Source organism: Streptomyces sp. NPDC021019 (assembly GCF_044333295.1).
Lineage (GTDB): Bacteria > Actinomycetota > Actinomycetes > Streptomycetales > Streptomycetaceae > Streptomyces.
The window spans coordinates 502,543-524,852 of the sequence record NZ_JBIRQR010000003.1 but is presented as its reverse complement, the minus strand read 5'-3'; the positions used below and the strand labels follow the sequence as shown (position 1 = coordinate 524,852).

Here is a 22,310-nt window from a genome sequence, read left to right as displayed (position 1 = left end):
TCAACCCACGTAACGCCGGGCGGGCGACGTGCGCCGGGCCCGCTCCAGCGCCCGCAGTCGCTCTTCGAGATCGCGGGGCACCGCCGCACGCTGACGGAGGACCCAGGGCAGCCCCGCCGCCGCTTGGCCGAAGGCCCGCAGGGAAGCCACGTCCCGGGGGACCGTCCGCAGCAGGTGGGCGGTACGACGCACCGCCGAGGGCCAAGGGCGGCGGAGCCAGGTGAACCACAGGGTGTTCCGCAGTCCCAGGGTCCGCCGTGCGGTGCTGTCCCGGACCGGGGAGGCCGCGTGGTGAATCAACAGCTCGGGCACATAGCTGAGCCACCATCCCTGCCGGAGCAGATCGGTGGCCAGCAGTTCCTCCTCGCCGCCCAGCCACAGGCCGGGGTGGAAGCCGCCGGCCGACCGGAAGGCGTCGGTGCGCATCACGGTGGCGGCGGCGAGGAACGAACCGAGAGCGGGCCCCGGCAGCCAGGCCGGCCCCTCCAGCGGTGACTCCCGCAGCTCCGCCACGACGGGGTCCTCGTCCCCCGACGGTTCGACGACGATGCGTGCGGTGACCGCCGCCAGCAGCGGCAGCCGGTCGAGGAGGTCGGCCGCGTGCCGCAGCGAGCCCGGCTCCCACCAGGTGTCGTCGTCGCAGAAGGCCACATAGGGGGTGCGTACGTGCTCGACCGCCAGGTTGCGGCCGACTGCGCCGAGGTTGCGGCCCGGGGTCAGCAGGGTCATCTCCGGGAACAGGCGTGTCACCGCTTCGGCGGTCCCGTCCCGGGAGTCGTTGTCCGTGATGACGACCTCCGGGGCCTCCGGCAGCGCGCGTAGGGCTCGCAGCGTGCGCAGGAGTTCGGGGCGACGGCCGTGGGTGATCACCACGGCCGTGACGCGGTCGTCGCTCATACGGCCGTTCCCCTCTCCTCGGCCCTGCTGAGGCCCTTCCTCGTCGCGCGGGCGTGCCTTTCCAGCACCCGCACGCGCTGTTCGGTCCGCGCGGGCAGCGGGCGGCGCTGCCGTACGGCGCGCGGCGCGCGGACCAGCGCTCCTCGCAGCGCCGTCGCGGCCCCGTCCTCGCGCAGGAAGGTGGCGACGCCCAGCTCCAGGGTGTGCCGCAGGGCCACGCGGGCCGGCCGGCGCAGCCAGGCGGTGAGCAGCGCGTTGCGACGGAGGAGAGCGGTTCGGCCAGGTCGCGCGCCCGGGTCGGGATGATGGTGAGCGGTCACCGAGGGGTCGTAGGAGACGCCCCAGCCGGCGGCTGCCAGGTCGTAGGCGAGGAGGGTTTCCTCCGCGCCGAAGAAGAGCAGCGGGTGATACCCCCCGACTTCCAGGTAGGCCTGCCTGCGTACGACGCAGGCACAGCCGAGGAAGCCCAGGACGGGGCGGCCCGGCAGGCCGGGCTCGGGGGGAAGGGGCGAATGCGCCAGCAGGTCGTTCAGCGGGTCCTCCCGCTCGTCGGGGCCCACCAGGCTGCGGGCCGCCAGCAGGCCCAGGTGCGGATAGGTGTCGAGGAGATCGGCGGCGCGCCGCAGGGAGCCGGAACCCCACCAGGAGTCGTCGTCGCTGAAGGCGACGTACGGAGTCGTGGCGTGGCGTACGGCCAGGTTGCGGCCCAGCGCCCCGGTGTTGCGGCCGGGCTCCAGCACCTTGGCGCCGATGCGGTGGGCGCGGAGGGCGGAGGTCGCCGCGGGGTCGTCGCCGTTGTCGACGACCACGACCGGTGGCCGCTCGGGCAGCTCGGCCAGCCGGTCGAGGGTGCGCAGGGCGCCGGCCGCCCGGTTCCTGGTGATCATGGCGACGGTCGTCCGGGCGTCGGTCTGCTCAGCGGTCCCGCCGGAACGCTCAACCACGGCGGTCCACCTCCACGGCCCCGGTCGGCACGCTCCGGTGCTCCGCCTGCCCGCGGCGGACCTGGCGCAGGACGGAGGCGAGCACCTCGACGGTGCCGATCCGCAGGAGGGCGGGGTCCGGAACGGCGCCGTGCGGGTCGCCCGGCGGGCCCGGGTGCCACAGGGCCGTGTGCCGCGGGTCGGGCGGCGGCCCCCACAGACGGGGCGCCACGGGGCCGAACAGGGTCACCGACGGGGTGCCGTGGGCGACGGCGAGATGGGCGGGCCCGGTGTCACCGCTGAGGAGGCAGGCGGCGTCGGCGACCAGGGCGGACAGCTCCGCGAACGGCAGCCCACCGGACAGGGCGTCCCGCCGTCCGATGCCTGCGGCCCTGGCCAGGTCCGTGACCAGTCCGTCCTCCCCCGGCCCGCCGGTGACCACGACGCGGCAGCCTGCCGCCAGCAAGCGGCGCACGACGGTCGCGTAGTGGCGGACCGGCCAGCGTCGGGCGGCCGCTTCGGCGCCCGGGTGCACCACGACGGCGCCGGGAGCCGGTGAGGGGCCGACGGGCGGCGGCAGCCGGACATCGGTCGGATCGGCCTTGATGCCGTACGCCTCCAGGAGGCGGCACCAGCGTTCACGCTCGTGGTCCTCCCGCCGCCATACGGGCGGCGCGGCCGGCGCCCCGGGCGCGGAAGGGGAGGCGTAAGCGATGACGCGGCGCGGTCCGAGGGCGGAGAGCGCGGCGAGGCTCTCGGGTCCGTTGCCGTGCAGGTCGACGGCGACGTCCGGCGGGCCGCCGTGCCAGCCGGCGAGGGCGGGGACCCCGCGTCCGGGCGCCTGGGCCGGAAGGACGCCGTCGACGGCTCCCGTCGCCATGGCCGCGTCCCGCAGCGAGGCGGGGACGGCGAGCACGATCTCGTGACCGGGGTAGGCGCGGCGCAGCGCCCGCAGGGCAGGCACAGCGGTGAGCAGGTCACCGAGCCCGAGGGCGCGCAGGACGAGTACGCGGGGGCGGGCGGCGGACATGGGTGTCACCTCCCGGCGGCGCGGGCGCGGCCGGCGGACCGTTCCGCCGGGTCGAGTGCCGCCTTGGCCGCGAGTTCGGTGGTGGAACGGCCGTCGAGGTAGGGCAGCAGGACGACCTCGCCGCCCCAGCTGCCCACCAGCGGCGCCTCGGGAAGCTGAGCGAGTGCGTAGTCGCCGCCCTTGGCCCAGATGTGGGGGCGCAGCTCCTTCAGCAGCCGCTCGGGGGTGTCCTCGTCGAAGACCGCGACCGCGTCGACACAGCTCAGGGCCCGGAGGACCCGGACGCGGTCGGCGACCGGCACGAGCGGCCTGGTCGCGCCCTTGCGCCGACGGACGGACGCGTCGGAGTTGACGCACACGATGAGGCAGTCGCCGATGCGCCGTGCCTCTTGGAGCAGAGCGACGTGGCCCGCGTGCAGCAGGTCGAAGCAGCCTCCTGCCGCCACGACGGTTCCGCCCCGCGTGCGGACCCGGTCGGCGAGCAGCGCCGGTTCCGGGTGGGGAACGGTCTCCGGGGCCGGTGGGACGGGATCCTGGTCGTGCCGCAGGCCGGCGGCGCCGCCGTCGGTGACGTACCGGGTGGCGGCGTGCACCGCCCCGTGCACCGCCTTCTCCGGCAGCGCGCCGTCGGCCAGCAGCCCGGCAGCGGTCGCGGCGAAGCGGTCGCCGGCTCCGCAGGCGTCGCCCGGCGCGCAATGGGGTGCGGGCACCAGCAACGGAGCGTCCCCGTGGGAGAGCAGCGCCCCGTCCGGTCCCAGGGTCACCGCGACCGAGTTGACGCCCCAGCTCCGGATCAGCGTTCGTGCGTCCTCCGCCGCGTGGTGCAGCTCGGGCCGTGGACGGGCCGGCCCACCGTCGCGGCGGGCACCGCCCGCGGCCGTCACCTCCTCCGTGCGAGCGGCGAACGCACGGGCCTCGGCCGCGGAGGGCGTGACGAGCCTGGACCCTTTCACCGGCGGCCCGCCCCTGGGGTGGGGGTCCCAGACCACGGGCACCTTGCGGGCGGCGCGGGCGAGCGCCTCCCGCAGGACGTCGGCGGTGCCCCGGCCGTAGTCGGCGACCAGGACGGCCGAGGCGGCGCCGACCGCCTCCCTCGCCTCGTCCGTCGCCCCGGCCGCGCGTCCGTCGCCGTCGTCGAGCCTGAGCACCGGCACACCCTGGGCCAGAATCCGGGTCTTGCAGGCCAGTTCGCCGGTGAGGGGGATCTCGACGACGCGGACGCGGCCGTGCAGCAGGCGCCGCAGAGTACGGGCGGCCTCGCCGTCGCCCAACGCCGTCACCAGGGTGACGTCCCGGCCGTCGGCAGCGGCGAAGCAGGCCGCCAGCGCCGCGCCGCCCGGTCGGGTGCCGCGGCGGGCCCCGTGGACCACCGGGACGGGGGCGTCGGGGGCGAGCCGGTCGGCCGTGCCGGACAGGTCGTGGTCGAGGAGGGCGTCACCGACGACGAGCAGGGGGGCCGGTGCGGTCACAGCGCGCCTCCCTCGACGGCCACCGCGGGGGGAGAGGGCCGCCGGGAGGCCGCCGCGTTCTCCTCGCAGCTCCGGTCGAACGCCTCGCAGAGCATGTGGACCGCTACCAGGTGCAGCTCCTGAACGGTCGCCGCGACAGGGGCGTCCACACACACCGCCTCGTCGCAGGCCGCTTCGAGCGGGTTGGGCGCCGGGCCCGTCAGAGCCCAGACGGTCATGCCGATGCGGCGGGCCTCGGCGGCGGCCGAGAGGAGGTTGGCGCTGGCGCCGCTGGTCGACAGGAGCATCAGGACGTCGCCGGGGCGGCCGTGCGCACAGGTCTGCCGGGCGAAGACCTCCTGGACGCCGTAGTCGTTGGCGATGGCGGTCGTGGAGGACGTGTCGGCGTGGAGGGCGAGTGCCGAGAACGGCGGCCGGTCCTCGCGGTAGCGGCCCACGAGTTCGGCGGTCAGATGCTGGGCCTGCGCGGCGCTGCCCCCGTTGCCGGCGACGAGCAGTCTGGCCCCGCCGCCGAGGCGGCCGGCCAGCTCGCCGCCCCAGCGGTGGACGACGGAGCAGGAACTCCGGAACGCGGTGAGGGCTTCCATGAGGTCGTCGCAGTGCTGAGCGTTGCGGGTGGGGTTCATCGGACGGCTCCCGAGAGTGAGGCGGAGGCGCGGACGGCGCTGTAGACGCGCGCGACTCCGTCGGCGACACGGTCCCAGCTGTAGTGCGCGAGAACGCGTTCACGGCCTGCCCTGCCGTAGCGGGCCAGCCGTTCCGGATCGTCGAGCAACGCGACGATGACCCGGGCGAGGTGTGACGGGTCGTCGGCGGGCGGCACCAGGGCGCCGGTGACACCGTCCACGACGGTGTCGAGGTGGCCGCCGACGGCGGTGGCGACCACCGGCGTCCGGCAGGCCATGGCCTCGATCGGCACGATGCCGAAGGGCTCGTAGTCGGGCAGCGACAGGACCAGGTCCGCGCCCGACATCAGCCGGGGCATCCGGTCGTGAGCCACCGCGCCGAGCAGGGTGACCCGGTCGGCGACGCCGTGCTCCTCGGCGACCTTCCCGAGGCGCTCCGCCTCCGGCTCGGCGAACAGGAGATCGGCCTCCGGCCCGCCGGCGATGAGGAGTTCGGCGTCGGGTACGGCGGCGAGCGCGCGGATCGCGCGGTCGAATCCCTTGCGCCGCACGAGTCTGCCGACCGCCAGCAGCCGACGGGGTCCGGCAGCCGCACGGCCGGTGTCGCCGACCGGTGCGAAGTGCCGCGGGTCCACTCCGCACGGCACGACGGAGACGCGGTCGCGGTCCACCCCCATCGCGACGAGCTCGGCGACCTCGTCCGCACAGGTGGCCAGCACGCGACGGCACGCTCTGCCGATCGCCGCCTCGATCGCCAGACGCCGCGATGGACTCGTGTCCTCGCTTCCCTGATGGCGCTTCTTCACCGTGCCGAGCGCGTGGTACGTCTGGACCACGGGGATCCCCAGCCCCCGGGCTCCGGCCAGTGCCGCCGTGCCGGACATCCAGAAGTGGGCGTGTACCACATCCGGCGGGGCGGCCCTCCAGCGGTCCGCGAGGAAGGACCCGAACTCCGGCATGCACGGGAGGAGTTCGTCCTTGGGGACACGCGTCGCCGGTCCGGCGGGAACGTGGACGACCTTCACGCCGCCCACCGTGGTCAGTTCGAGAGGCAGGTCGGGGGCGTCCCGGCGGGTGTAGACGGTGACGTCGTGGCCGCGCAGGGCGAGATGGTCGGCCAGCTGGGCGACGTACACGTTCTGCCCGCCGGCGTCCGGTCCGCCGAGGTCGGCCAGCGGACTGGCGTGCTCCGAGACGAGAGCGACACACGGCGGGACCGGTCGGACGGGGCTCATCGCGTGACCTCTTTCATCAGGTGTTCCCAGTCGTCCAGGAAGCGCTGCACCCCGTACCTGGTCTGCACGGCCGCCCGGGCCCGCTCCCCCGCGTAGGCCGCCTGGGCCGCGTCCGCGAGGAAGGCGCGTACCGCTTCGTCGAGGACCTCCGGGCGGTTGGACACGACCCCGGCGTCGTCGGGCACGGCCTCGCGCACCTCGGTGGTGTCCAGGGCGACCACGGGCATCCCGAGGAACATCGCCTCCAGCAGCGACAGGCCGAGCGACGTCCACCGCACCGGGTGGAGGTAGAGACGGCAGCGGGCCATGGCGGGGTGCAGTTCACCCTGCGGCAGGTCGCGCGTGCGGACGCGGTCGGGTGGCAGCCCGAGGTGGACGGCGAGCCCTTCGGTGCGCATCCCGAAGACGTCCAACGGAGCGATGCCGGCGAAGTGCGGCAGCAGATCGGTCCCGGTCGTACGGCCTCGGCGCACCGGGTCGTTGACCACCACCGCGGCCCTTGTCTCCGCGCCGTTCCACAGCGGCCCCGGGTCGATGACGCCGTGCTCGATCACCGCGGTGGGGGCCCGGCCGCTGTCCCACATCAGCCGGTTGAAGTGGGTGACGTGGACGAGGGGGATGTCATTCCGGTCGGCGAGCGGATGCCGGGTGCCGACGGGCGCGCCGTCCGGGCTGTTGTGCTCGACGTAGACCGCCGGAACGTCGATACCCGGCCGTCGTCCGGTCCACGCGTGGGCCAGGGTGACCTCGTGCGGTCGCTGGAGCACCATCAGGTCGATGTCCTGCTCGCCCAGCTCCCGCGGAGTCACCTCGACCACGTTGGGTGGCCACTGCCACGTGTCCGCCCGGCCCAGGCCGTCCGGCCCGCGGTCCGGGGTGACGGGAACGAGGTAGGTGTGCGGTCCCTGGACGAACGAGGTGGCCCAGGAGCCGTGGACGTGCCAGATGAGGATGTTCATGCGTGCTCCTCGATGAGTTCCCGGACGGCTCGTACGACGTCCTCGGGCGTGACGTCGTCGAGACAGGGATGTCCGGGGACGGGGCAGTGGCGGGCGCGGCTGTCGGCGCACTTCGCGGACTGGTCGCCCAGCAGGACGGTCGGCACCCCGAAGGGGGCCCACCGTTCGGCCGGGACCACGGGGGCGAAGAGGGAGACGACGGGGGTGGAGACGGCGGCGGCCAGGTGGGCCGGTCCGGTGTTGCCGCTGACCAGCGCGTCGGCGTTGCGCAGGACGCCTGCCAGCGTCCGGGGATCGGTGCGGCCACCGAGGTCGAGGGCCGCCTCACCGCTGACGTGCCGGGTGAGGGCCGTCTCGTCCGGGCCGCCGGTGACGACCACGCGGTGGCCCGCGTCCGCGAGGCTCCGCACGGCGGCGGCGCAGTGCTCGGGGCTCCAGGCGCGGGCCGGTGCGCTGGCGCCGGGATGGAGCACGACGTAGGGACCGTTGCCGGTCAGCGGCACGGTGTCGGGGGCGGGCAGCACGCGGAGCCGTCCGTCGTCGCCGGGCGGCGGGGCGAAGCCCATGGCCACGGCGGTGTCCAGCGCCGCCTCGGCCTCGTGGCGGCCGGGGAGTCTGTGGTGCCGGACGTCGAGCAGACGGCCGGGGTGGTCGGTGCTGTCGGCGCCGATGCGTGGGACCCCGGCCATCCTGAGCAGCAGGGCGGTGGGCAGCGGGCTCTGGTGGAACGAGGTGAGGACGAGCGCGCTGTCGTACGCCTCGGCGCGTACGCGCCGGACGATCCCGTCGACGTCGGCGGTGTCCACCGGCGGTGGGTTCACTCCCTCCCAGGGCGCGTCCCAGACCAGTACGTCGTCGACCCCCGGAAGCAGCCGGGCGGCGGCTTCGCCTCGGGGGCCGCAGAGCAGTGCCACGTGGGAGGCGTGGGCGGCGACCGCGCGGACGGCCGGTCCCGCCAGCAGGACGTCGCCGAAGCTGTCCAGCCGCACGACCATTGCTTTCACCACGTGTCCCCCTCGCGCTCCAGCACCAGCCGGACGGCGCCCAGCACATCGGGGGCGGTCCAGCGTTCTTGCTTTACCTCCGAAGGCAGCGTCGCCGCGTTGGGGACGAGGACACCGCGGGCTCCGGCCGCCCGTGCCGCGAGGACGTCGGCGCGGATGTCGCCGATCACCACGCACGCGGTCGGCCGCACACCCAGGCGTCGGGCGGCCTCGACGACGAGTCCCGGTCTCGGTTTGCGGCAGCCGCACCGGTCTTCCGGGACGTGCGGGCAGAACACCCAGGTGCCGAGCGCGCCCAGGAGTTCGTCGGCCCGGCGGTTGACCCGGGCGACGTCGTCCTCGGAGATCAGCCCTCTGCCGATGCCCGACTGGTTGCTGACCACTCCGGTGGCGACACCTCTGGCGCGCAGCAGTGCGACCGCCTCGCGGGCGCCGGGCAACAACCGCACCTTCTCCGGGTCGCCGTTGTACGGGACGTCCTCCACCAGGGTTCCGTCCCGGTCGAAGAGGACGGCGGAGACCGGGCGGGGGGCCGGATGCAGGCTGCTCATCGGGTGCCTCCCACGGGCTGGGCGGCGCGGTGCCTGACCCGGCCGCTGAGGCGGTGCCAGCACGCCAGAGGAGGGATGAGCACGCTCGTGACGACCATCGTGACCATTTCCCGCCCGGTGCGGGGGCCGGGGCCGATGCGCGCCCAGGCGAACTCCGCGGTGGCCGCGGCCCACAGTCCGGTGGCGAGCAGGGCGGTCCGGGGTCGGCGCGCGACCGCGCTGAGGACGGCGGCTCCCGCCAGCGCGGTGATGGCGGTGTGGCCGGACAGACGGCCTCGTGGCGCCTGGGCCCGGTCCCACCAGCCGGTTCCGTGGAGGCGGTTCATGAGGGCGTCGTCGGCGTTTCCGCGTTGGGCGCGCACCGAGGCCCAACGGTCGCTCGGACGGACGGGGTGAAAAGTGACGCGCTCGCCCCGTCGCAGCGACCAGCCCGCCTCCATGACGCGCAGGGCGAGGTCGGCGTCCTCGCGGAAGGCGCGCGGGAACCTCTCGTCGAAGCCGTCGGCCTGTTCGAGCGCGGTCCGCCGGTAGGCCATGTCCGCGGTGGCCCAGGCGGCCCCTTCCAGACCGGCGGTCCCCCGCTCCCAGTCCGTGGGCCTGCGGTGCGCGGGCAACGGCACCGACAGCCGGCCCTGCACTCCCCCGGTGTCGTCACCGGCCTGCGCGAGGTCCGCGGCGAGCCGGTCGCGCCAGTCGGGAGACACCTGGACGTCGTCGTCGAGGAACACCACCCAAGGGGCGTTCACCGTTCGCCAGCCGGCGTTCCGTGCGGCGGCCGGGCCTCGCCCGCCGGTGGCGACGGAGCGCACCCGGAGGTCTCCGGCGGACCGCAGCGGCAGGGCGCCGTCGGGCGCGGGCCGGTCGTCGACCACGACGACCTCCGTCGGCGGCGGACCCTCGCACGCGGCCAGGGCCCGTAGACAGTCCTCCAGGCAGGGCCGGCCGATGGTGGGAACGACCACCGCGTACGCAGCGTGTTCATGGGGCCGGTTCACGCGAACGCCCTTCCGCGCCGCACGGCGAACGGTCCGAGCGCCAGCAGGTCCACCGGGGCGGACCCGAAGCACTCCAGCGCGTCACGGGGGTCGTCGACCATGGGCCGGCCGGCCGTGTTGAGGCTGGTGTTCACCACGACGGGCAGACCGGTGCGCCGTTCGAAGGCGGCGAGCATGCGGGCCACGAGGGGCTCTGCCCCGGCGCTCACGGTCTGGGCGCGGGCGGTGCCGTCGACGTGGACGACCGCGGGAATGCGCTCTCGCCACTCCTCGGCGACCTGGTGGACGAAGAGCATGTACGGGCTGGGTACCGGGCCGTCGAAGAGCTCGGCGGCCCGCTCCTCCAGCACCATGGGCGCCACCGGCCGGAACTCCTCACGCCCCTTGACCGCGTTCAGCCGTTCCAGGTTCGCTGCCCGCCCGGGATGGGCCAGCAGGGAGCGGTGGCCGAGCGCCCGGGGCCCGAACTCGGAGCGCCCCTGGAACCACGCGACGACTCCGTCCCGGCTCAGCTCCTCCGCCACCGTCTCGGCGATGTCGTCGGGTTGCTCGTACGGTACGGCGGCCCGCTCCAGCCAGCCGCGCAGTTCGTCGTCGCTCCAGCCGCGCCCGAGCGCGGCGGTCGGCATCGCCTCGACCGGCTCCTTCTCGTTCGCCACGTGGAGCGCGGCCCCGAGGGCGGTACCGGCGTCGCCCGCCGCGGGCTGCACCCAGATCTCCCGGAAGGGGCTCTCGCGGTACAGGCGGGTGTTGGCCACGCAGTTCAGCGCGACTCCGCCGGCGAGGGCGAGCACGTCCTCGCCGGTGCGGCCGTGCAGCCACCACGCCAGCTCCAGGAGGACCTCCTCCAGCCGTGCCTGGGCGCTCGCGGCGACGTCGGCGTGCTCCTGCGTCCAGGGAGCGCCCGGGGCCCGCCCCGGCACCAGGGACTGCCACGGCACGGTGCGGGCGGTGAATCCGCCCGCACCGTCGGTGTGGACGAACTCCCGCAGCCGGTCGACGAACCGCGGCTTCCCGTAGGAGGCGAGAGCCATGACCTTGAACTCGTCGCTGCTCCGCAGGAAGCCGAGGTGCTGGGTGAGGTCCTCGTAGAACAGGCCGACGGAGTCCGGGAGCCGCTGCGAGGCCAGGACGGTCAGTTGCCGGTTGACGTAGCGGCCGGACAGGTGGGAGCCGCACTCCCCTCGCCCGTCGAGCACGAGCACCGCGCAGTCGGGGTGCGGGGACGCCTGTCCGGCGGACGCGGCGTGGGCGACGTGGTGCGGGACGAAGCGAACCTTCCCGGCGTCGAGTCCCGGCAGGGCTTCGGCGAGGAACTCCGGGGCACGGCGGGCGTACTCCTGCCGCAGGTGGTCCCACGGGTCATCGAGGCCCAGTCGGTCGGCGGGAGCGGCGAGGCCGGGGTCGTAGGAGTAGGCGACCACATCGAGATCGGAGGGGCGCAGGCCCGCCTGTTCGAGGCACCACCGGGCGCTCAGCTCGGGCAGCTCCCACGCGGAGAACGGGACGGGACGCTTGCCGTGCTTGCGACGGCTGAAGCGCTCCTCCTCCGCGGCGGCGACGATGGCGCCGTCGACGACCAGGGCGGCGGCCGGGTCGTGGAAGAGTGCGTTGACGCCGAGGACGCGCATGGAAACCTCCGTCAGTCTCGCGGGGCGGGGGACACGGGGCCGGGCGTGGCGGAGAAGTGGGCGATGGTCCGCTTGATGCCCTCTTCCCAGCCGACCCGCGGCTCCCAGCTCAGGAGTTCGCGGGCCAGCGTGGTGTCGGGCCGACGCCGCTCGGGGTCGTCCTCGGGGCGCGCGATGAAGGTGAGCGGGGAGGTGGACCCTGCCAGCGCGATCACCCGGCGGGCGATGTCCAGGACCGTGGCCTCGTCCCCACCGCCGATGTTCACCGGTCGGACGGCCTGGCTGGCCGCCACGCGCAGCACGCCGTCCACGGTGTCGTCCACGTAGCAGAGTGAACGGGTCTGGCTGCCGTCGCCCGCCACGGTCACGGGGTCGCCCGCGAGCGCCTGGCAGACGAAGGTCGGAACGGCCCGGCCGTCGTGGGCGCGCATACGCGGCCCGTAGGTGTTGAAGATCCGCACGATGCCTGCGTTCACACCCTTCGTCCCGGCGTGGGCGGTGACCAGCGCCTCGGCGAACCTCTTGGACTCGTCGTACACGCTGCGCGGGCCCACCGGGTTGACGTTGCCCCAGTAGTCCTCGCGCTGTGGGTGGACGAGGGGGTCCCCGTAGACCTCGGACGTGGAGGCGAGCAGGAATCGGGCGCCGTCGCGGTGCGCGACCGTCAAGGCGTTACGGGTGCCGAGACTTCCCACGTCCATGGTTTCCAGCGGGTGACGGAGGTAGTCGGCGGGTGAGGCGGGACAAGCGAAGTGCAGGACGAGGTCGTAGGGGCCTGCCAGTTCGTCCACAGCCCGGTCGGAAGAGACGTCGCAGCGAACGAACCGGAACCCCTGACGGCCCTCCAAATGAGCGATGTTGTCCGTGGACCCGGACAACAGGTTGTCCACGCAGTCGACTTCGACTCCTGCGTCCAGCAACCGCTCGCACAGATGGGAGCCGAGGAATCCGGCGCCTCCGGTGACGACGGCGCGACGCCAGGGGGCTGGTGTCGTCATCAAGGACATGGGTCCGCCTTTCGTCCGAGCAGGGGTGTCACACGACTCCTGGGCAGGGCCGGACCGTTGACGCCCCATGGACGGCACGGGCCGGGCCGGGGTGCACCGCCGGACGATGCGGCGCCACGGCGGGCAGTACCAGGAAGCCCGCCGTGGTCCCGACGGGCTCGGCGGGCTGAGTTCCCTGGCGCGTACGTTTCACACGCGGAAGTTCGCCGGTTTCTGCGGTATCCCCCGAACGGCCCCGCCGCGGTGGACAGGTGCCCCGGCGGCAGGGCACGCGGGAACCCGCCTGCTCCCCTGTCCGCGACGGGTGAGGAACAGACGGGCCCGCAGGGATCCGGGGCAGTGGCTTCAGTCGGTGGAAAGCGCCTCGATGAGGTCTCCGACCTGGGGGTCGGGCAGGGCGCGGGCGACGTCCGCGGTGGCGACCATGCCGACCAGGGTGTGGCCGTCGATGACCGGCAGCCTACGGACCTTGTGGGAGGTCATCGTGCGCAGGATCTCCTCGGCGGGGTCATCGGCGCCGATGGTCACCGCCTCCCCCTGGGCCAGCTCGCCGGCCGTGCAGTCCGCCGGGTCCTTGCCCGCGCCGAGCACCTTGATCACGATGTCGCGGTCGGTCAGGACGCCCTTCAGCTTGTTGTCGGTGCCGCAGATCGGGAGAGCGCCGACGCCGAGGTCCTTCATCTTCTTCGCGGCGTCCAGGATGTTCTCCTTCTCACCGACGCACTCCGTGCCGCTGGTCATGATCTCGCGTGCGGTAGTCATGGGTTTTGTTCCCTTCCTGGGATCGGGCGGATCGTCCGTGCCGCGGCGGGTTCCCCACCGGAGGCGTTCCTAACGCCCGGTTTCTCCCTCCGGGCGTATGCGCCTCACGAAGCCGATACGGGCGTACCCGCCGCGTCCCCGGCTCGGCAGCCCTGTGGCCCTGTGGCCCGGAACGAAGCACGGTTGCCGGGAAAGGCCGCTGATTCCACGTGTGCCTCGGTGCGAAGGGGTACTCGGAGTGCATGAGCACAGGAAACCCGGACCCGGATCCGCGCGATACGCCAGGCCTGGAGCCCGGCGGCGGGATCGCCCCCGGCGACACTCCCCCCGGTGAGAGCAGCACCTCCGAAGCGGGACCGCGTCACGCACCGCCCAAGGGTTGGGCCATGGGCCCGCTGATCGCCATCATCACGGTCACCGTGATGGTGGCTGCCTTCTTCCTCGTCTACGCCCTGCTCCTGTGACCGCGGTGCCCGCTTCCCCGGGCAGCCCCCGTCGGCGACGGCTTCTCAGCCCTCGACGCCGGTGGCGTGATGCGGCGCGCCCACCGGCTTGGACTCCGGGGAGCCACGCTGGCGCAGGTAGACCGAGAGGATGACCATGGAGGCCACCGCGAGAAGTTCGGACTGCCAGTTCTGCAACGTCCTGCTCCAGAAGTCGGCCGACAGCACGTACCCGCTCCAGTCGACGGGCGGCTGAAGGTCGCGGAGCCGCTGCTCGTTGTAGGCTGCCGTGCCCGCGACGGACTGGGCCGGCCACGACAGGATGAACAGCGCCGCCATGACCAGGCCCAACGAGCACGAGAACAGTCTCTGGCGGATCCCCCCGGCCGCCGCCCAGCGGGGGGAGTCGTCGCGGGCATGGGCTCCGACCCGCTGTGTCTCGTCGTCCTCCGGTCCCGCCCTGTCCATCTCCTTCGATTCGGGGGAGCCGCGCTGGAGCAGCCAGACGGTGCCGAAGATGTAGAGGAAGAACTGCAGGTACTCCGACTGCCAGTTCTCGGTCACATCGACGGCGAAGTCCGACGACATCAGGTAAGCGGTCAGGGACACCGGCGCCAGGGAGTCGACGAGCAGGCCGTTGTTGAACTCGGTGTGGCCAACGAGAGCCTGTCCGGCGAGAGTCAGCAGGAAGGCCGCAGCGAAAGCCAGAGTGAGCGAGTCGTCCCGCGGGAATCTACGCAGCGGGAATCTACGCACCGGAGGGAGCCTCCCCTTTCGCGCGTCCTCGTCGACGAGACGGCACTCCCCTCACCTCTTCATCAGACCCAGCGCGGTGAAGTAGACGAGCCCGCAGACCACGCCGGTGAGACAGGCCACGAACAGCGCTTTGGTCACGGTCATCCGCCTTCGACGACGCAGGTGTACGGCCGCCCCGGGTCCGGCGTACAGCCGGCGGCCCCGGTCGACTCCTGGCAGCGGCGCTGCGGGCGGCTCGTCACCAGGAGGCCACCGACAGACTTGGGGAAGGCGCGTGACGGCACCACTCGCGCGGCGCCGTCACGCAGTGCGTGCGGGCGTCACTCACGGGTGATCCGGGCGTTCCTCGGGCGGGACCCCGCCACCGGGACCTCCGCCCTTGCCTCCCTTGTCCGTTCCGTGCGCGTGCGCGCCCCCGCCACGGGGCGTTCCAGGCTCTCGCGCCTTCTTCTCGGCGCTGTCCTGCGGGGTTGCCCCACCCTTGTCACTGCGCCGCTGTTCCGGTTGCTGCGGGTTCGACATCGCGATCGCTCCCTCCGCTTGGATCCGTGCGCCACCCGAGTCCCCGAGTGGCTTCCCCTCAAACATGTCTCCGCCCTGATCGAGGAGGCCGTCTCACTCGGTGCGTAGCGCCTTCGCCCGTTCGGGGAGCACCTTCTCGGCGCGTTGCCGGGCCGGCTCCCGCCCAGGACGAACGCGACTCCCACCCGCCTGCGTCCGGTCCCGCTCCAGCGTTTGGCGGCTGCCCACGGTGGTACCCGGCGGCAGCAGGGCCTCTGACGCACACCACGTCGCGCGCACCCCTCGTGGTGAGCGCCGCGCAGACGCCTCCGCCGAGCCGCGACCGATCTGGGGAGATGACGTCATGACCGACCCCCGCCCCTTCACCGGGCAGGACGAGTCCTACTGGATGGATACGACGGACGCGTCGCCGTACCCGCGCCTGACCGAGGACATCACCGTGGACGTCGCCGTGGTGGGTGGCGGCATCGCCGGCCTGAGCACGGCATGGGAGCTGGCCCGGACAGGCCGGCGGGTCGCGGTACTGGAGGCGGACCGCATCGCGTCCGGCGTCACCGGCTACACCACGGCCAAGGTGTCGGCGCTGCACTCGCTCGTGTACGACCGGCTGCGGCGGGCCCATGGCGCCGAGGCCGCCCGGCTGTACGCCGGCTCGCAACTGGACGCGGTGGAACGGCTGGCGGCGATCGTCGACGAGGTGGACATCGCCTGTGATCTGGAGCGGGTGAGCGCCTACTCCTACGCGGCGGGGCCCGCCTCCCGGGCGGCCGTCGAGGCGGAAGCCCGTGCCGCTGCCGAAGCAGGTCTCAAGGTCTCCTACGTCACCGGGACGGAGCTGCCCTTCCCGATCGGCGGCGCGGTCCGCCTGGACGGACAGGCGCAGTTCCACCCGCGCGCCTACCTGCTGGCTCTGGCTGAAGACTTGCTGCGCCTCGGGGGCCTCGTCCTCGAACGGACCCGGGTCACCGGACTCTCGGAAGGGCGGCCGTGTCGTCTGACCACGGAGGACCAGCGGGTGGTGACGGCCCGGGACGTGGTGGTCGCCACCCACTACCCGGTCTTCGACCGTGCGCTGCTCTTCGCGCGGCTGTCGCCCCGCCGGGAGTTGGTGGTCGCCGCGCCGGTGGCCGCCGACCGGGCCCCGAAGGGGATGCACATCACCGAGGACGAGGGAAAGCGGTCGGTGCGTTCGGCGCCTCTCGACGAGAGCCGCCGCCTGTTGATCGTCACCGGGGAGAGCTTCACGCCGGGAACGGGCGATCCGCGGGAGGGCTTCCGCCGTCTCGACTCCTGGATGCACGAACGCTTTCCGGTGGGCGCCACCACCTATCGGTGGGCGGCGCAGGACAACGACCCCAGCGATACGGTGCCGCTCATCGGCCCCCTCCATGTCGGGGCTCGTCATACCTACGTGGCGACCGGCTTCGGAGGCTGGGGAATGACAGGCGGCGTCCTTGCGGGCCGACTGTTGACCTCTCTGATCACCGAGTCCGAAGCCCGGCCGGCCTGGGCGGAGCTGTACGATCCGCGACGTATCGCGGGTGTCCTGCGCGAGGGCGCGGCGCTGTTGAAGCAACAAGCCGATGTGGCCAAGCACTTCGCCGGCGACCGGATGCGGGTGACCCACGTCGACTCGGTGGGCGACATCGCGCCGGGCACGGGTGCCGTCGTGCGGGTGAAGGGGCGGCGCTGCGCCGTCTACCGGCATCAGGACGGCGCGCTGCGGGCCGTCTCCGCCCGCTGCACCCACCTCGGCTGCCTGGTGTCCTTCAACGACGCGGAAGCCACCTGGGAGTGTCCGTGCCATGGATCCCGGTTCGACACCGACGGCACCGTGCTCCAAGGGCCGGCGACACGCCCCTTGGAAAGGCTGGAGATCCCCGGCGAGGCGGAGTGAGCCCAGTCGGAGGCGCCGGCTCCCACCGGCCGTGACTCGTCCCAACGTGACGGAGGGCGAAGTCCTCGCCCTCCTCCGTGGCCGCGGAGAGACGCGACCGCCCTTGGACGGGCCCGCCCGATCGAAAGGCGACCCGATCGGGCGGGCACCGAGCTTGAGCCCGTCGGCCAGGGCAGTTATGCGCCTCCGGCCCTTCCCCCTGTGTCCAGTCATGTCACAGCCCTCCGGAGCCGGCTCAACGCCCCCACCGGCCGGCCGGACTGCCAACTGACCAGCCCCGGCTCGCAGTCACAGCGCGGCGAAGTGGCTGCCGGGCCCGGGCGCCGCGCCGGCCCCTGAGTGGCGCGCACACGGGCAGAGCGGCCCGCTGACGCGAGAGGCAGGGCTCCTGACGCCCGGCACCTGCCGCGAGCAGCCGCAGAAGCCCCTGCGGGGCTTCAGGGCAGGCGCCGAACCCGGAAGGCTGATCGCGCCGATACGCGCGCCACACCGCGTGCACCGCAGGAACGCGGGCGGCACGGGAACGCATCCGGTGCCCGCGGCTCGTGTGATGCGTCCGGGAGGTTGTGCATCCAGCCCTGCGGGCCGGACCGGCCGAGCGACCGAGGTGTCGCAGCGTCAGGTACAGACGCCGGCCGACGGCTGGAGTGACCACCGCGGTGCGTGTCACGGAGCCTCGCCTCCCACCCGCGGCATCAAGTCCCGGCGCACTCCCGCGCCGCGGAAACGCCACTCGTATGCTGCCTGCCGATCAGGGAACTTCCTTCACATTTTTCGTGTCTTATCTGACTTTCCTCACGATTCATGGCATGTCTTAGGCGATCAGGTGATCAGTACGACAATCATCTCGGCTTGAAGGAGCCTTCATGCGCATCTCCAGTTCCGTCCGCTCCCGCAGCGCCCGCGCGGGCGCCAAGGTGGCCGTCGCAGTCGCAGTCGCCGGCGCCACCCTGGCCGGAGCACCCGCCGCCCACGCCCTCCCCGGCGACAGCGGCAACATCGACATCCGCTCGGTCAGCTGGCACTCGCGCAGTGACCGCGACGGGGTCGAGGTCTGCAAGTTCGTGCTGGCTGCGAGCAACTTCGAGTCGTTCCCCTCGGTTCCCTGGACGATCACCGAGCAGCCCCCGACCGTGCCGCCGGGCACGACCCTGATGGACAGGCTTCCGCTCATCAACGGCAGTGCGCGCAGCGAGACGTACCTGCTCCCGGAGGGCACGTACCAGCTGGTGTGGGTTGTCCCGGCGGGCCCGAAGCAGAAGAGCTTCAAGGTCGAGTGCCCCGACCGCGGTCACGGCGGCGGCAAGCCGCACAAGCCGCAGAGGCCGATCGGCGGTGTCCCCGCGGGCGGCGGCGGTGTCCCGGAGATGGAGCCCATCAGCTCCGAGAGCGACTCGAACGCCGGAGCGGTCGCCGCGCTGGCTGCCGGGGCCGCCGGAGCCGCGGGCCTGGTCATGATGCGCCGGTCCGCACGTCGCCGTGCCCGTGGCGAGGCGTAACGCCCGCTGCCGACGGCGACGACGAGGACCGACACGCGCCTGCCGTCTCACCATGACGCTGAGCGTGACGTTCTCTCTGGTGGCCGGCATCGTCTGGGTGTCCTCGGGCTCCTCCGAGGACACCCGGACGGTCGCCGCCGCCCGCGGCAGCGACGCCGCGGGCGGTGGGAGGGAGCCGTTCCGGCGGGCACCGCACCAACCGGAGGAGCACGTGCCCGCCTCGCACGCTCCCCTGGTGCCCTCCCGCCCGCTGAAGGTCGCCATTCCCGCCATCTTCATCGAGGCGGCGGTCACCGGACTCGGCCTCGACGCGAAGGGCCGGCTGGGAGCCCCGCCGTTGAGCAAGCCCAAGCTGACGGGCTGGTACGAGAAGGGGCCGTCGCCCGGTGAGAACGGCACGGCCCTGCTCGTGGGCCACCGGGACACCAGGACCGGCCCCGCCATCTTCCTCAACCTCAACGCCCTGCGCCGGGGCGACAAGGTCAACGTGGTGCGTGCGGACCGCAGGACCGCGGTGTTCACGGTGGACGCGGTGAAGACGTACACGAAGGACAAGTTCCCCGACGACAAGGTGTACGGGGAGACCGGGCGGCCCGAACTACGGCTGCTGACCTGCGGCGGGCGTTTTGACGAGAAGGCGGGCTACTCGGCGAACGTGGTGGTCTTCGCGCATCTCACGTCATGGAAGAAGGCGGCCTGAGCGCCGCTCGGGATCGGCCGGTACCTCGGGGACAAGGTGCCGGCCGCCCTCACGACCGAGGCGGGGCGACCACGCGGTCGTCGCCGCCCGTCCGAGGGCGCCCCGCGGCCGTGGCGGGACAGTGTTCGCGGCCCCCGCCGCCTCGTCCACCGCTCCCCTCCAGGCCCCGGCACATCCCTCGGTGCGGTCGGCCGACATCATCGAACCGGCCCTGCCGGTCGAGGGGTTCCCGGGCAGGCCCAGGGGGCTGCGACCTCTGCCAGGACCTGACGTGGCCGCGGTCCTCCCGGCCCACCGACTGCCCCGTCGCGGACACCCGTCCGGTCATCCGCGGCGGCAACGTCCACCGCAACCGCTCCGGAAACCTGCCCCTGGAGGGCCGCTGCCGCGAGTAGGACGTCAACCCCCGCAACCGGGCAACACACCACGACGCCGAACGTGTCGTCCGAGACCAGGAGACCCACACCGTCCGGTACACCGGCGACCCCTACGACAACTTCCAGGAGATCTTCTCAGGTTGCGAGTGGCGAGGACTACGGGCGCGGAGCCGAAGTCCCCACCGCCGTCCTCACCAGCTCCCTCACCTGGCCGACGATGTCCGCCCGGTTCCGCTCGAAGTCCGGGTCGGTGACCGTGCCTGTTTCCGGGTCCGTGTTCTCCGCTCCGAACCGCAGCACCGGAGTGTGGAGATGACCGCCCGGCAGGTCGGGCAGCCGCAGCCGGTCGCGCAGCAGGGTGGCCCGGTAGGCGATCTCGTTGGAGAGGTAGTCGCCGCCGCCGCCGGCCCGCGACGCCGAGCCGGGCGTGGGTCCGTCCGGCCTGGTCACCGGTTGGCTGCCGCCCGCCGGGATCTCGGTGACCTCGGTGTTGTCGTACACCGGGAAGCGGCCCGTGTCCGCTTCGGTGAGCTGCCGGTACGGGAGCGTGGTCGTCGTCCACTGCGGCTGCGAGCCGGGGTCGTCGACGGGGACGGTCCCGGTGCTCACCGCGTTCTCGTTGTCGGGGAAGCCGCCGCGCCAGGCGCCGTTGGTGCGCTCCACGTCGAAGCGGCCCTGGCGGCCCTGGCTGACGGTGGTGAACAGGTCCAGGCGGGGCAGCTGCCGGGCGAGGGCCCGCTCGACGGCTCCCTCCGCGAAGTCCGCCCAGCGCACCGGGAAGACGACCGTCTCGATCCGGGCCGGTCCCTCCGCGGTCCGTACCAGGGTGCCGTCCAGGGCGAGCGCGCTCGCGCCCGAGGGGTTGCCGATCCGTACGTCCCGGTCCAGGGTGAACGGGTCGAAGCCGGTGACGAGGACCCGCTTCACCCGTTGGCCCGGGAAGCGGAGGCCGTCCTGACCGCGCGAGGAGGTCTCCAGGGCGGCGTGCAAGGCCTTGCGCTGCTCGTCGCTCAGCCCGAACCGGGGTTCCCAGGAACGGAGTTCCCGACTGAGCGCGAGACGAGCCCAGTACAGCGGCCGGTCATCGCCCCGGCTCAAGTCGCCCGTGGCCGGCCCTCGGCCCTGGGCGCGGTCCACGGCGCGCCGCCACAGCGCCGAGGCGTGGCGGGTGACCGTGCGCTCGGCCTGCGCATAGCCGCCGGAGCCCCGCAGGGCACGCTCGAAGCGCGGGGCGAAGGAGTCGAATCCGCTGCGCCGCAGGATCTCCCGCGGCGCGGTGCGATCGAGGCGCTGCTCCTCGACGGTCGTCGCCGCGGGGGTGGGGGCGGCGTCCGCCGGGGAGGCGGCGGCGGGAAGGGTGGGGCCCGCGAGGACGAGCAGGAGCGCCACCCCGCCGAGGCCGAGCCGGGTGGTCACGGAGAAGGGGTGCGTCACGTGGTTCCTTTCGGGTCAACGGCTGGTCGCAGTATCGCGGCACCGCCTGAGCCGAAGCCAGGGGGCAAGAACCGTGCAAGCCCATGGAGAAGGGGGCAGAGTACGCAGAACGCGCCCACCCCCTCGCGGGCGGGTGCGTGGGGCCCGTCTCGGCCTCCCCCCGCGCGCGCCGTCCCCCCGCTCCTGGAGCGGCGACGGAGACGCCCGCCCGGCCCCGACCGGCCTGCTGCCGCCATGCAGCCGTCCGCCCCCTCCCCGTCGGGCTCCGCGGCGTACGGGGCCTCCGGCACTGCCTGGTCCACGAGGCGGACGACCGGCTCGATCGCCGTCGCACGCGGCTGACGGCGGCAGGGGTGCGCCGGACGAACCGGCGCACCCCTGCCGTTCCCCGCCCTACCAACCGACGCCGAGCCGCTGCGGGCTGCGGGAGGTCGTGCCGGTCCGCCACACGACCGTGTCGACGGGGGCGGCCAGGCGCAGCTCCGGGAAGCGGGCGGCCAGGCGGTGCAGGGCGAGCTGGAGCTCCGTGCGGGCCAGCCAGGCGCCGAGGCAGTAGTGGGGGCCGGCGCCGAAGGAGAGCGTGGGGGCCTCCAGTGGGGCGAACAGGTCGTGGAGGGTGTCGGGCGGGAAGACCTCCGGGTCGCGGTTGGCCATGCCGCAGTCGGCGAGCACGATCGCGCCCGCCGGGATCGTCACTCCTCCGACCTCGACGTCCTCGGCGGTGTGGCGGGTGCTGCCCCGGTCGTCGCCCAGCGGAACGAGGTGGACCAGGCGGTCCGCGAGACGCCCCGCGGCCTCCTCGTCGGCGCCGATCCGGGGCCAGGTCTCACGGCGTTCGCCCAGCAGGTAGAGCAGTGCGTTGCCGAGCATGGTCATCGTGCTGTCGTGGCCGCCGACGACCAGACCGCACACCAGGGTGACCAACTGGGCCTCGGGGACGCCCCCTTCCTCGTCGGCCGCCGCGACCAGACCGCTGATCAGGTCCTCGCCCGGGGTCCGGCGCCGCTCCGCGAGGAGGTGCGCGCCGAACGCGCTGAACTCCTTGAGGACCGCTGCCACCTGTTCGCGCTCGTGGGTGCCGTCGGAGAAGGCGTGTTCGCTCCAGTGCCGCATCCGGTCCCACGCCGACTCATCGAGCCCCATGAGGCGGCTGATCACGGCCGCCGGCAGGGGGAGGGCGAACTCCGCGACCACGTCCGCCGGTTGCGGTCGCGTCTCCAGCCGGTCGAGGAGCTCCTCCACTATCGCGGCGATCCACGGCCGCCAGCGGGCGACGGCCCTCGGGGTGAACGCGCGCCGCAGGGTGCGGCGCAGCCGCAGATGGTCGGGGCCGTCCTGGTTGAACATCAGGTCGGGGTCGTTCACGAGATCGGGTACGCCGGAGAGGGTGGGCGCGTCGGGGGCGTACAGCTGGGCCCGGCCGAACCGCGGGTCGGAGAGCACCTGGCGGACGTCCTCGTACCGGCTGACCAGCCAGGCGGGGCCGCCGCCCGGCAGCTCGGCGGGGCGGGGCGGCCCGGGTTCCTCGAAGAACAGGCGGTGCAGCGGCTCCGGGGCCGGATGCGTGGGATCGGTGGTGGTCAACGTGCCTCC

At 73.5% G+C, this 22,310-nt stretch carries 20 protein-coding genes; 4 read left to right on the top strand and 16 right to left on the bottom strand.

The features are described 5' to 3' along the window. From ACH4RG_RS19775 to ACH4RG_RS19715, 13 genes are all read right to left on the bottom strand, one after another. The gene (locus ACH4RG_RS19775) at window positions 1–897 is read right to left on the bottom strand and encodes a glycosyltransferase family 2 protein (protein ID WP_397917666.1); all 897 of its coding nucleotides are present in this window, start codon (window positions 895–897) and stop codon (window positions 1–3) included. Next, window positions 894–1,784: a glycosyltransferase family 2 protein gene (locus ACH4RG_RS19770; RefSeq protein WP_397918111.1), complete on the bottom strand. Its 891-nt coding sequence runs from the start codon at window positions 1,782–1,784 to the stop codon at window positions 894–896. Before ACH4RG_RS19770 ends, ACH4RG_RS19775 begins: the two co-directional genes overlap by 4 nt. 49 nt (window positions 1,785–1,833) lie before the next feature. Then, entirely contained in the window at window positions 1,834–2,850 is a 1,017-nt protein-coding gene (locus tag ACH4RG_RS19765) for a glycosyltransferase family 9 protein (RefSeq protein WP_397927205.1), read from the bottom strand. A gap of 5 nt (window positions 2,851–2,855) precedes the next feature. Further along, window positions 2,856–4,319, bottom strand: coding sequence for a D-glycero-beta-D-manno-heptose 1-phosphate adenylyltransferase (rfaE2, locus tag ACH4RG_RS19760; RefSeq protein ID WP_397917664.1), 1,464 nt, complete (start codon window positions 4,317–4,319; stop codon window positions 2,856–2,858). Then, window positions 4,316–4,945, bottom strand: a complete 630-nt coding sequence (locus tag ACH4RG_RS19755; protein WP_397917663.1) for an SIS domain-containing protein — start codon at window positions 4,943–4,945, stop codon at window positions 4,316–4,318. The genes rfaE2 and ACH4RG_RS19755 overlap by 4 nt, the downstream gene beginning before the upstream one ends. Then, entirely contained in the window at window positions 4,942–6,180 is a 1,239-nt protein-coding gene (locus tag ACH4RG_RS19750; RefSeq protein WP_397917662.1) for a glycosyltransferase, read from the bottom strand. The genes ACH4RG_RS19755 and ACH4RG_RS19750 overlap by 4 nt, the downstream gene beginning before the upstream one ends. Further along, window positions 6,177–7,139 carry a glycosyltransferase gene (locus ACH4RG_RS19745; RefSeq protein WP_397917661.1) on the bottom strand — a complete coding sequence of 321 codons (963 nt, stop codon included), beginning with the start codon at window positions 7,137–7,139 and terminating at the stop codon, window positions 6,177–6,179. Before ACH4RG_RS19745 ends, ACH4RG_RS19750 begins: the two co-directional genes overlap by 4 nt. Further along, on the bottom strand, window positions 7,136–8,143 hold the full coding sequence (locus ACH4RG_RS19740; protein WP_397927434.1) for a glycosyltransferase family 9 protein: 1,008 nt from the start codon (window positions 8,141–8,143) through the stop codon (window positions 7,136–7,138). The genes ACH4RG_RS19745 and ACH4RG_RS19740 overlap by 4 nt, the downstream gene beginning before the upstream one ends. Beyond that, window positions 8,140–8,694 (bottom strand): D-glycero-alpha-D-manno-heptose-1,7-bisphosphate 7-phosphatase, encoded by a 555-nt coding sequence (locus ACH4RG_RS19735; RefSeq protein ID WP_398539898.1) that lies wholly within the window; start codon window positions 8,692–8,694, stop codon window positions 8,140–8,142. The genes ACH4RG_RS19740 and ACH4RG_RS19735 overlap by 4 nt, the downstream gene beginning before the upstream one ends. Next, window positions 8,691–9,689: a glycosyltransferase family 2 protein gene (locus tag ACH4RG_RS19730; protein WP_398162705.1), complete on the bottom strand. Its 999-nt coding sequence runs from the start codon at window positions 9,687–9,689 to the stop codon at window positions 8,691–8,693. Before ACH4RG_RS19730 ends, ACH4RG_RS19735 begins: the two co-directional genes overlap by 4 nt. Next, a complete protein-coding gene (locus ACH4RG_RS19725; protein ID WP_398162706.1) occupies window positions 9,686–11,320 on the bottom strand; it encodes a carbamoyltransferase in 1,635 nt (544 codons plus the stop codon). The genes ACH4RG_RS19730 and ACH4RG_RS19725 overlap by 4 nt, the downstream gene beginning before the upstream one ends. 11 nt (window positions 11,321–11,331) lie before the next feature. Beyond that, complete coding sequence (locus tag ACH4RG_RS19720; protein WP_397927202.1) at window positions 11,332–12,318, bottom strand: NAD-dependent epimerase/dehydratase family protein; 987 nt, start codon at window positions 12,316–12,318, stop codon at window positions 11,332–11,334. A 354-nt stretch (window positions 12,319–12,672) separates the two neighbouring features. Continuing rightward, entirely contained in the window at window positions 12,673–13,089 is a 417-nt protein-coding gene (locus ACH4RG_RS19715; RefSeq protein WP_018955605.1) for a CBS domain-containing protein, read from the bottom strand. 242 nt (window positions 13,090–13,331) lie between these two features. Here ACH4RG_RS19715 and ACH4RG_RS19710 point away from each other — a divergent pair, with 242 nt between their 5' ends. Beyond that, window positions 13,332–13,553, top strand: a complete 222-nt coding sequence (locus tag ACH4RG_RS19710; protein WP_397917656.1) for a DUF6480 family protein — start codon at window positions 13,332–13,334, stop codon at window positions 13,551–13,553. Window positions 13,554–13,598: 45 nt separating this feature from the next. On the opposite strand, the gene ACH4RG_RS19705 is transcribed toward ACH4RG_RS19710, so the two are convergent. Next, window positions 13,599–14,288 (bottom strand): DUF6766 family protein, encoded by a 690-nt coding sequence (locus ACH4RG_RS19705; RefSeq protein ID WP_398539897.1) that lies wholly within the window; start codon window positions 14,286–14,288, stop codon window positions 13,599–13,601. A gap of 865 nt (window positions 14,289–15,153) precedes the next feature. Between ACH4RG_RS19705 and ACH4RG_RS19700 the strand changes: the two genes are divergently transcribed. From ACH4RG_RS19700 to ACH4RG_RS19690, 3 genes are all read left to right on the top strand, one after another. Beyond that, complete coding sequence (locus ACH4RG_RS19700; protein ID WP_397927200.1) at window positions 15,154–16,707, top strand: FAD-dependent oxidoreductase; 1,554 nt, start codon at window positions 15,154–15,156, stop codon at window positions 16,705–16,707. Window positions 16,708–17,573: 866 nt separating this feature from the next. Continuing rightward, window positions 17,574–18,206 carry a hypothetical protein gene (locus tag ACH4RG_RS19695; RefSeq protein WP_398162710.1) on the top strand — a complete coding sequence of 211 codons (633 nt, stop codon included), beginning with the start codon at window positions 17,574–17,576 and terminating at the stop codon, window positions 18,204–18,206. Window positions 18,207–18,258: 52 nt separating this feature from the next. Next, on the top strand, window positions 18,259–18,906 hold the full coding sequence (locus tag ACH4RG_RS19690; RefSeq protein WP_398539896.1) for a class F sortase: 648 nt from the start codon (window positions 18,259–18,261) through the stop codon (window positions 18,904–18,906). A 533-nt stretch (window positions 18,907–19,439) separates the two neighbouring features. On the opposite strand, the gene ACH4RG_RS19685 is transcribed toward ACH4RG_RS19690, so the two are convergent. Both ACH4RG_RS19685 and ACH4RG_RS19680 read right to left on the bottom strand, forming a co-directional pair. Next, window positions 19,440–20,717, bottom strand: coding sequence for a pyroglutamyl peptidase (locus ACH4RG_RS19685; RefSeq protein WP_398539895.1), 1,278 nt, complete (start codon window positions 20,715–20,717; stop codon window positions 19,440–19,442). A 393-nt stretch (window positions 20,718–21,110) separates the two neighbouring features. Beyond that, window positions 21,111–22,301, bottom strand: coding sequence for a cytochrome P450 (locus tag ACH4RG_RS19680; protein WP_398539894.1), 1,191 nt, complete (start codon window positions 22,299–22,301; stop codon window positions 21,111–21,113). Between the last annotated feature and the right edge of the window lie 9 nt (window positions 22,302–22,310).